The 6,748-nt window shown below is 67.5% G+C and carries 8 protein-coding genes and 1 pseudogene; 5 read left to right on the top strand and 4 right to left on the bottom strand.

Annotation, left to right across the window (positions count from 1 at the left end; all coding sequences use genetic code 11):
* Positions 1 to 475, top strand: a 475-nt coding sequence (locus ABT147_RS44700; protein ID WP_351417719.1) for a hypothetical protein, incomplete at its 5' end; no start/stop codon positions are given.
* Positions 476 to 854: 379 nt separating this feature from the next.
* Positions 855 to 1,265, top strand: a complete 411-nt coding sequence (locus ABT147_RS44695; RefSeq protein ID WP_351417725.1) for an ATP-binding protein — start codon at positions 855 to 857, stop codon at positions 1,263 to 1,265.
* 221 nt (positions 1,266 to 1,486) lie between these two features.
* Here the strand turns inward: ABT147_RS44695 and ABT147_RS44690 are convergent.
* Both ABT147_RS44690 and ABT147_RS44685 read right to left on the bottom strand, forming a co-directional pair.
* Positions 1,487 to 1,594: pseudogene (locus ABT147_RS44690) on the bottom strand (IS21-like element helper ATPase IstB); the annotation flags it as partial.
* A gap of 92 nt (positions 1,595 to 1,686) precedes the next feature.
* Positions 1,687 to 2,052 (bottom strand): hypothetical protein, encoded by a 366-nt coding sequence (locus ABT147_RS44685; protein WP_351417718.1) that lies wholly within the window; start codon positions 2,050 to 2,052, stop codon positions 1,687 to 1,689.
* Between the two features lie 1,308 nt (positions 2,053 to 3,360).
* Between ABT147_RS44685 and ABT147_RS44680 the strand changes: the two genes are divergently transcribed.
* The 3 genes from ABT147_RS44680 (at position 3,361) to ABT147_RS44670 (ending at position 4,337) form a co-directional block, all read left to right on the top strand.
* Positions 3,361 to 3,615, top strand: a complete 255-nt coding sequence (locus ABT147_RS44680) for a hypothetical protein (protein WP_351417715.1) — start codon at positions 3,361 to 3,363, stop codon at positions 3,613 to 3,615.
* A complete protein-coding gene (locus tag ABT147_RS44675; RefSeq protein WP_351417713.1) occupies positions 3,612 to 3,983 on the top strand; it encodes a fic family toxin-antitoxin system, toxin component in 372 nt (123 codons plus the stop codon). The genes ABT147_RS44680 and ABT147_RS44675 overlap by 4 nt, the downstream gene beginning before the upstream one ends.
* A 78-nt stretch (positions 3,984 to 4,061) precedes the next feature.
* A complete protein-coding gene (locus ABT147_RS44670) occupies positions 4,062 to 4,337 on the top strand; it encodes a fic family toxin-antitoxin system, toxin component (protein WP_351417711.1) in 276 nt (91 codons plus the stop codon).
* Between the two features lie 45 nt (positions 4,338 to 4,382).
* On the opposite strand, the gene ABT147_RS47525 is transcribed toward ABT147_RS44670, so the two are convergent.
* Positions 4,383 to 5,461, bottom strand: a protein-coding gene (locus ABT147_RS47525; protein WP_502983280.1) for an IS630 family transposase whose coding sequence is annotated in 2 segments (ribosomal slippage) — positions 4,383 to 4,960 and positions 4,960 to 5,461 — 1,080 coding nt in all. Because the reading frame shifts where the segments join, the coding sequence is not laid out codon by codon here.
* A 398-nt stretch (positions 5,462 to 5,859) separates the two neighbouring features.
* Entirely contained in the window at positions 5,860 to 6,708 is an 849-nt protein-coding gene (locus ABT147_RS44655; RefSeq protein WP_351417707.1) for a helix-turn-helix transcriptional regulator, read from the bottom strand.
* Positions 6,709 to 6,748: the final 40 nt, after the last annotated feature.

The raw sequence follows: 6,748 nt of genomic DNA, 5'->3' as shown, positions 1-6,748 counted from the left end.
GCAAATGGACTGGACTGTGGTGGTGTCCACAGTGCTGGGTGCGGTGATCGGTGTCGCATCGGCGTTGGCGCTGGAACACGTGCGGTGGCGCAACCAGGCGAAGGACCGGCGAAGTGACACTCTGCGCTCGGTCTACGCTGCGTATCTCGGTGCGGTCTCCCAGGCTGCCGAGCAGATATGGCAAGCAAGCCGGGCTGGGCTCTCGACCGCCGACGACTCAGCAGACAGGTCTCATTCCGCATTCGGCGATCACCACGTATTCACGAAACGGTACGAACTCGTACTCCTGGCTCCAGCCGACGTGGCCGCCCTCGCGAACGACGTGGTGTGGAAGCTGGTCAAGTGGAGCGACCAGGTCATTGGTGGAGCCACCCATGATCTGCCCGACTGCAATGCCGCCCGGCTTGCGTTCAACCAGGCACGAGACGGGCTCATCGAGAGAATGCGCCAGACCTTGCCTGGAACCATGGACTGAGCGCTGCTGGGCGGCGTCGGCCATTCCGTACGTGGCGGCCTGCTCGACGTCCCCGGCGAACCACGGCTCGCAGGGCCATGGCCATGGTCGCTGCGCGGTGGCGTCCGCCGGTTCTCTCGCCTATTGCGAGCTGTTGCTCCCAAGGCCAATCGATCCCGGTTCGACTGCTGTTCCCGCGTACCAACAGGCTTGGGAAACGGTCAGTCTGTTTTCGAACTCCGGGGCGAGATTGCGCAAAGCATCGGTCTGGTGTCCCGTCAGCGAGCCGCCGTGCGTCGTCCGTGAGAGTGGCGCATGCATATTCCCTGGATGACCCGATCTGCCCGGCGGCACGGTAGGGATCTCAAGGAGCCGAGCCGTCGGAAACCCGTGATGGTGCATCCCTCCTGAAGAGGACCGCGGGCCCCCTGACGATGACAGCGGCCTTCGGGCGGTTGGGCAGGTCCGGTGTGTGGCCCGCGGGTTTTGGGCTGCCGCCGCGCCGGAGGGCGAGGACGCGGTGGACGCTGTGTTGTTGGTGGTGTCGGAGTTGTTCACCAACGCGGTGCGGCATGCCGACGGGGTGACCGGGTTCCGGCTGGAGGCCGGGCCTGGAACGGTGACCGTGGCGGTCCACGATGCCAGCACCGCCCCTCCGCTGTCGCTGCCCTTGGATGCCACCAGGCCGGGTGGGCTCGGCTGGCATCTGGTACAGGAGCTGTCGGTAGACGTGGGGGTCGAGGTCCATGCGGCGGGCAAGACGGTGACGGCCGTCGTGCCGTGCCCCACGGGTATCAGGCCGCAGGGATGAATTGCGTGGTCGGATGCTGACGTGAGCGTGTCTGCCGGGTGCCGCGCGCGTTGACCGGGTGACACGACAATATGAGCACGTGTTGCGTCGGCGGCCCCGTCAGCTCTCCCGGCGATCATGGCAGGGGCTGCACCTCTCCGGTTGAACCGGCCGGTGATGGGCGGCTGCGGACGTCATGGCATCGACACCTCCGCCGCCGCCGTTCCTCACCGGTGAGGGGTTCAGCTGGCTGCGACGCGTTCGGCCTGTGCCTTGGTGTGGGCGAGCCGGTAGGACTCCGTGCCCGTCTGGGTGATCGCGCCGTTGAAAGTCAGCCGGCCGACGACGGCCACTCGACCGGCGCGACGCTGAGTACTTGGATCACGGGGCGTCGAGAACTCCATGATCTTGGGTCCGTGCCTGTCACGCTCTGCACGAGCCATCAGCAGGCAGAGCCGGGGCCCTGCCCGACCGCCGGTCGGGCAGGGGACTGACCAAGCGGCAGTTCAACACGTCGTCCGAGGCCGATCTCCTCCGCCTCATCACTGGTGACCATCGCGAACACTCCGCTCGGGATGCCTGCAAGACCAGCCGCGCGAGACGCCACGGCCAGGAGATCCTCCTCGGCGGCCCCGGTGATGAAGAAGACGTACGCCTCGCCGTACTCCTCACCGTCGTCATACACCTCCGCCGCCTCCTGCTCGGCGAGGAAGTCCTCAACCTGGTCGATCCACGGGAAGGGATAGGAACCCTCCGCAGTGCCCGCAGCTTCCCGAAGGGGCACATGGATCTCAACAACAATCTCCATGAGGCTCATTGTCGCTGGTCAGCCCCCGGACATCGGTACCCACCCCGCTCCCGGAGCACCACGAAGCGCGGCAACCGCCATGAACCGGACACCACTCGACTACACCGAAGTCCTGCCCCCGGCTACCGGCGGCTTCCGGATCGAGCGGCCCCGCCCGGGGTCATTCGGGACCGCCCCGTAGAGCCGGTGTCCACCGCCCGATGGACACCCAGTTGGTGGCCGGGCCCCAATTTGAGCGACTCCATGCTGGGTAGTCTGCACCGGCCAATAGGCACGTGAATGGTGAACGTGATCATGAAACTGGTCACTCGGTGGGGTGAATAAGAGGCCAAACGCGTGACTGGCCACTTGCGAATCGGTTTTCCCAGGTAGGACGCGGTTCCGAGCGCCCTACCACTGCGGCACCCTCAACGCCTGATCCCCTCCGGCCAAGAAGCGAGATGACGATGAGGGTGCCGCGCGACAACAGAGGAGACCCGTGAAGACCACCTCTGCCGGCCAGTCGGATAACCCGGCTGGCCGCGACCCCCGCGGATGCGGCGGTCGCGCTCATTCCCCGATCGCTGACGCGGTCCTCGGGGTAGTGGGCGGCGCTGCCTGGTACGAGCAAGTCGCCGAGGGAATCGGGCACTGGGAAGCCATTCCCCCGTCGGCAACCCTCGCAGCAGCTTTGTGCACGGCTCTGCGTACACCGCAGATCGTGCTGTGGGTGAAGGTCAAGGTGCGTCGAGTGATTCACGCGGTCTGACCTCCGTTCTTCCCGTTTGCATCCGTAGCCCGTTCCTCCGCCAAGGGGGACGGGCTAGGGGTGCTTCGCGTTTGGTTCGGTTACACCACTTCAACGTAGGGCTCTGGTGGCGGACACGGGAGTCGAATGAATCCACCCGTAAGGGTGAACACTTAAGTCGACAAACAGTTTGGGCGACTGTTCATGGTCAGCTATGAAGCCTTAACGACCGGCTTGGCGTCGACATGGGAGTGCCCTGAAGCCCTTGGAAACGTCAACTGCATACGCGCGACGCGTTCCGGCTCAGCACGCGAGCTGCGGTCGGTGCCAGCATCCGGCGGGAAGGCCGATGAGCGCGGTGCTGGCGTCACGCGCCGCCGCGTCGCCGGAAGAGATCCACACCGAGGCTTACGCCGGGCCAGAGACAAACGTTGCGTCGGGGGTGAGACTGTCCCCGCTCGCGCGGGGAGCACGAGCAGAAGGCACCCGTCTCGATGTAGATCACTCCGAGCGCGTCGGCGGCCGACGAGGGCCACTGTGGTGCCGAGCCCGCGCATGCTACCACCCTGCTACCATGAGGTGTGGCTACGAATAAGCAGACGCAGATCCGCCTGGACGAGGGCGTGTTGGAGGCGGGCAAGGCTGCCGCGCGCTCTCGCCGGCTCGACTTCAACAAATACGTGGAGCGACTCATCATTGAGGACACCACCGGCGCCCGTGCCGCCGGTATGGCGGCCGCCCAGCGGCTCATCGATGAGCAGGGCACGTTCCTCGACGACCTGGAGCAGCAGCTTGACGCTCCATACACCCAGCAGCAGCCGGGCGTCGCCGCGTGATCCTGCACGTCGACGAGTCCTGGATCCTTGAGGTAGCGGAGCGGGCCGGGCACCGCGATCCGGCCGCCGACGACTACGGCGTGCCCCTCGCCGCCGTCGCCCGCCACCGCGGCGAACTCCTCGACACCCCCGTCTACGACGGAGCCTTCGCCCGCGCCGCTGCACTGGTGCACACCCTGGGCCGCTGCCGCTGGCTGGAGCGCTCCAACCTCACCGTCGCCTGCGCCGTCGCCGTCATGTACCTCGAGGCCAGCAACATCCCCGTCAACCCCACCCGCGAACAGCTCACAGCACTCGCCCACGAGCTCAACAACCCCCGCTGCACCGCCGACCGGATCGCCTCCTTCCTGCGCACCTGGAAACCCTGATCCATAAACGGACGGGCGCCGCCGCAGGCCAACACGGTCCGTGAGCCGGAGGAGAACCCGGCGTGTCTTGACCTGGGAGTGCTGGACGCCGCCTGCGCCCGGGGCCAGGGCCGCGACGTGTACGCGAGCGACTGGCTCAAGGCCGCGGCCCGGCTGGAGACCATCACTCTGCACGAGCTGCTGGAGGAGAACGAGTTCTTCGCCTGGCTGGTCGCCGAGACGTACCTCAGCGGCAACGGCATCACGCTGGACTACGAGCCCGAGGAGGCCCTCGCGCTCGTCATGCGCGCCAAGCACAAGGGCGCCCGCGTTCAAGAAGTCGCCGCGCAGCTCCGCGTATGGTCCACCAGCTGAGGCCGGGCCCCCGACGCTGGCGTTTCGGTTACTGACTTCGGCTCGTCAGGGTGACGCTGGTTCGTCGAGGGCCAGGCCGGTGCCCGCTATGAAGCCGTCAAGGATGCCGGACCGGTACTGAAGGCGCTTGAGCCGGTTGCGTACGAGTGCTTCGAGCCGGTCGAGGGCGACGACGGCGAGGTTGGCCAGGCTGCGCTTGACGTGCGCCCATACCCACTCGACCGGGTTGAGGTCGGGTGAATAGGCGGGCAGCAGGAATACCGTCAGCCACTCACGCTCGGCGATCAGCTCGCCCATGGCGCGGGAGACATGGGTGTTCAGACGGTCCCACACCAGCACGATGGGCGCCTTGACGAGCTGGTGGACGCCGTCGATCAACGCGATGAAGTCCCGCTCGCCCATGCTGCGACGTTTGCCTTTGCCCGCTCGGTGGGTGCGCAGGCGGTGGCACAGCCGGGTCCGGGAGCCGGGCCGCATGGCGATCATCCCGGCCACGGACAGTCGCCCCGAGCGTCGTCCGCTCACCGTCACCTGCGGGGTGTGGCCGCGCCGGCCCCAGGTGCGTCCCCCAGGCGGTCGGCGGGTGAAGCCTGCCTCGTCCTCGAAGCAGATGTAGCCCCCACAGGCCGCCCGGACTCTTTTACCTCCGTCCAGGTCGCCTCCTTCCACACTGTGACGGCCTGCTCGTCGCGCTCGGCGACCCGCCGCGCAGGGACCTGCGGGCTGAAGCCGAGCCGGTGCATCAGCCGCGTCGCCCCGGAGACGCTGTAGGAGACGTGAAACTTCCTGCCGATCAGCGTGGCCACCCTCGCCGCGGTCCACACCTGGTCCTCCGTCCAGCCGTGCGCGGCCGGACCCTGCTCGAGATACCCGGCGAGCTTCTCCAGACAGCGCGGCGACAGGCGACACCGGCCCCCGCTCGGGCCTCGCGAAAGCAGCTCGTCGGCACCGCCTTGCCGCCACAACTGCTGCCACTGGTAAACCGACTTCAGACTCACACGCAGCTGCCGGGCCACCTCGGGCGGTTTGACCTGCTGCGTGAACAGCTCCGCCGCCTGTATCCGCACCGCTTCCCGACGCCGCCGTGCTCCAGGCGTCAGCCCGCCCCCATCCGCGTATCTCACACGCCACGGACTACCGACAACACCACACCCAAATCAGCAAATTCAGCAAACATCACCCTAACGAGCCGAGATCAGTATTGGGTTGAGGTGTTCGACCGGCTCGGCGGTATAGGCGAATGCGGCGGTATGAGCCTCGCGGAGCGTCATTTTCGCCTGCCAGACGACAAGGCGTACGCGGTCTCACGCGAGCCCACGCCCTCGCAATCGAATACCGGGGTGACGCTCCGCGACTGCTCCCCAAAATCTGTGCCAGAACCGAGAATGGGCAGCAGATGTACGGCACTTTGGGAGGCACCCCGCCGCACACAGAAATCGTACTTTCCAGCAGGCACGACAGCGGCCAGCACCATCCCGGCTTCTTGTGTTGGGGGGTTCCCGGCGGTGGGGGCGTCGTTGAGTTACTCGCGGATCTGGGCCTTCGCTGGGGGATGTGCATTGCCGTTGTCAGCGCCCAGGCCGGCGAGCAGGCGCAGTCCGTCCTCGGCGGGGCTGCCGGGGGCCGCGGACAGCACCAGTAGCTCGATGCCTGTTTCGTCCGGCAGCGCGAAGTTCTCCTGGTGCAGTTCCAGCAGTCCGACCAGGGGGTGCCGGTACGCCTTGCGTCCATGTGTGCGGGCGCGCACATCCGCGCGGGCCCAGAGGCGGCGGAAGCGTTCACTGCCCATCGCCAGCTCGCCGATGAGTGAGGCCAAGCGGGGATCCTCGGGGTATTTGCCGGCGGCCAGGCGCAGGTGCCCGACCACGTCGAGGGTGCAGTTCTCCCAGTCCGCGTACAGGCCGCGCTCGGCTTCCTCAAGGAAGATGTGCCGGGCGGTGTTCAGGCCCGGCATCGGGCGGCCGTAGAGGAGTCCGGCGAGGCGGTTCCCGGCGAGTACGTCCAACCGGTGGTTCATGATCAGCGCGGGTGCGTCGGCTACCAGGTCCAGGACGCGCAGGAGCTCCGGTCGGACCCGCCCGCTCGGTGCCTTCGCGCGGTGGCGGCGCTGCCGCGCGAGCCGGTAGAGGTGCCCGCGTTCGGTCTCGTCGAGGCCGAGGACGCGGGCGAGGGCGTCGAGGACCTGCTCGGAGGGCTGGGTCGCGCGGCCCTGCTCCAGGCGTACGTAGTAGTCGACGCTGACTCCGGACAGGTGCGCGACCTCTTCGCGGCGCAGCCCTTCGACCCGGCGGCGGCTGTCGGTGGGGATGCCGGCGGCCGCCGGGGCGACCCGGGAACGCCGGGTCCGCAGGAAGCCCGCAAGATCGTCCATGTGCCCAGTATGGCCTCGGCGGGGGCCCGTGAGGGTGGTC

The sequence above is a fragment of the Streptomyces sp. NPDC001868 genome (assembly GCF_040297125.1).
Lineage (GTDB): Bacteria > Actinomycetota > Actinomycetes > Streptomycetales > Streptomycetaceae > Streptomyces.
The sequence above is the reverse complement of the archived record's forward strand: the minus strand, read 5'-3'. Positions and strand labels throughout refer to the sequence as shown.